Raw genomic sequence first — 2,126 nt, forward strand, 5'->3', positions numbered from 1 at the left:
CGCCCCGCGCCCAGGCCGCCGCGACGCGGCCGGGCTGCGGGCCCGTGACGCCCCGCCCGCCACCGGTCACCAGCCGGTGGCCGGTGGCGTCTTCGGCTGGGGGCGCCGGCCCTGGGCTCGCCGGGCGCTCTCGCGGGGCGGAACGTAGACTGCACCCCGGTCGCGGCCCGTTCCCCGATCGCCCGCGACACCCGCACCCCCCGCCGCCCCCGCAACAGAAACGGTGACCGACCCAGCATGAGGCTCGTCTTCGCCGGCACCCCCGAGGTGGCCGTGCCCGCACTGGACGCACTGCTCGCCTCCGGACGGCACGAGGTGGCGGCGGTGGTGACCCGGCCGGACGCGCCCGCCGGCCGCGGGCGCCGCCTCGTCGCCTCTCCCGTCGCGCAGCACGCGGCGGACGAGGGCATCGAGATCCTCCGCCCCGCCCACCCCCGCGACCCCGAGTTCCAGGAGCGGCTGCGCGCCATCGCACCCGACTGCTGCCCGGTCGTCGCGTACGGCGCGCTGATCCCGCGCTCCGCGCTCGACATCCCGCGGCTGGGCTGGGTCAACCTCCACTTCTCGCTGCTGCCGGCGTGGCGCGGCGCCGCCCCGGTGCAGCACGCGCTGATGGCGGGCGACGAGACCACCGGCGCGTCCACCTTCCAGATCGAGGAGGGGCTGGACTCCGGCCCCGTCTTCGGCGTCGTCACCGAGGACGTCCGCACCCGCGACACCAGCGGCGACCTGCTGACCCGCCTCGCCTTCGCGGGCGCCGGGCTGCTGGCGGCGACCATGGACGGCATCGAGGACGGCACGCTCCAGGGCGTCCCGCAGCGCGAGGAGGGGGTCACGCTCGCCCCCAAGCTGACCGTCGAGGACGCCCGGCTCGACTGGCGCGCCCCGGCGCTCCGGGTCGACCGGGTCGTCCGCGGGTGCTCGCCGGCGCCGGGCGCCTGGACGATCTTCCGCGGCGAGCGGCTGAAGGTGCGCCAGTTGGCGCTCGCCCCCACCCACACCGGGCTGCCCCCCGGCGCCGTCGTCGCCGGGAAGAACCATGTGCACGTCGGGACCGGCTCGCACGCGGTGGAGCTCCAGTGGGTGCAGCCGCAAGGGAAGAAGCCCATGGCCGCGGCGGACTGGGCGCGGGGCGTCCGTCCGGCGCCCGGGGAACTCCTCGGCGGCTGACGACCCGACCGGCGCCCGGGGCGCGGCGGCCGCCCGACCCGGCGCCGCCCCCCCCGCACCGCCGGCCCTCCCCATCCACCCCCTCCAGCACCGCGGAGCGAACCAGCAGTGTCCACCGGCCCGAGCCGTCCCGCCCGCCCCTACCGCCGCCCCCGGAAGGACCCGGTCCGGCTGCTCGCCTTCCACGCGCTGCGCGCCGTGGACGAGCGGGACGCGTACGCCAACCTCGTCCTGCCCCCGATGCTCCGCGAGGCCCGCCAGAAGGGTATGGACGACCGCGACGCGGCGCTCGCCACCGAGCTGGTCTACGGCACGCTGCGCCGCCAGGGCACCTACGACGCGATCCTCGCCGAGTGCGTCGACCGCCCGCTGCGCGAGGTCGACCCGCCCGTCCTGGACGTGCTCTCCCTCGGCGCCCACCAGCTGCTGTCCACCCGCATCCCGAGCCACGCGTCGGTCTCCGCGACCGTGGAACTGGCCCGTGCCACCGTCGGCGACGGTCGCGCCAAGTTCGTCAACGCCGTGCTGCGCCGCCTCACCGCCCACGACCTCGAGACCTGGCTGGACCGGGTCGCCCCCTCGTACGAGGAGGACGCCGAGGAGCACCTCGCCGTGCGCCACGCCCACCCCCGGTGGGTGGTCTCCGCGATGTGGGACGCGCTGGGCGGTGGACGCGCCGGGATGGAGGCGCTGCTGGAGGCCGACAACGAGCGGCCCGCCGTCACCCTCGTCGCCCGCCCCGGCCGCTCGGAGGTGGCGGAGCTGCTCGCCGCCGGGGCGGAGCCCGGCCTCCACAGCCCCTACGCCGCGCGGCTGACGCAGGGCGGCGAGCCCGCCGCGGTGCCCGCCGTCGCCGAGGGGCGCGCCGGGGTGCAGGACGAGGGCAGCCAGCTGGTGGCCCTCGCGCTGGCCGCGGCGCCGCTGGACGGCCCCGACCGCCGCTGGCTCGACGGCTG

At 78.0% G+C, this 2,126-nt stretch carries 2 protein-coding genes; both read left to right on the forward strand.

Annotation, left to right across the window (positions count from 1 at the left end; all coding sequences use genetic code 11):
• Window positions 1–237 precede the first annotated feature (237 nt).
• Window positions 238–1,170, forward strand: a complete 933-nt coding sequence (gene fmt, locus HCN56_RS25255; RefSeq protein ID WP_167974931.1) for a methionyl-tRNA formyltransferase — start codon at window positions 238–240, stop codon at window positions 1,168–1,170.
• Window positions 1,171–1,278: 108 nt separating this feature from the next.
• Window positions 1,279–2,126 (forward strand): transcription antitermination factor NusB (locus tag HCN56_RS25260; protein WP_312871446.1); only part of this gene is annotated, 848 nt, incomplete at its 3' end.

Origin of the sequence: Streptomyces lonarensis (genome assembly GCF_012033735.1) — a bacterium.
In the GTDB taxonomy this organism is placed as follows: domain Bacteria; phylum Actinomycetota; class Actinomycetes; order Streptomycetales; family Streptomycetaceae; genus Streptomyces; species Streptomyces lonarensis.

Coding starts and splice junctions, on each gene's coding strand:
- fmt (WP_167974931.1), top strand. CDS start 238: ATGAGGCTCGTCTTCGCCGGCACCCCCGAGGTGGCCGTGCCCGCACTG.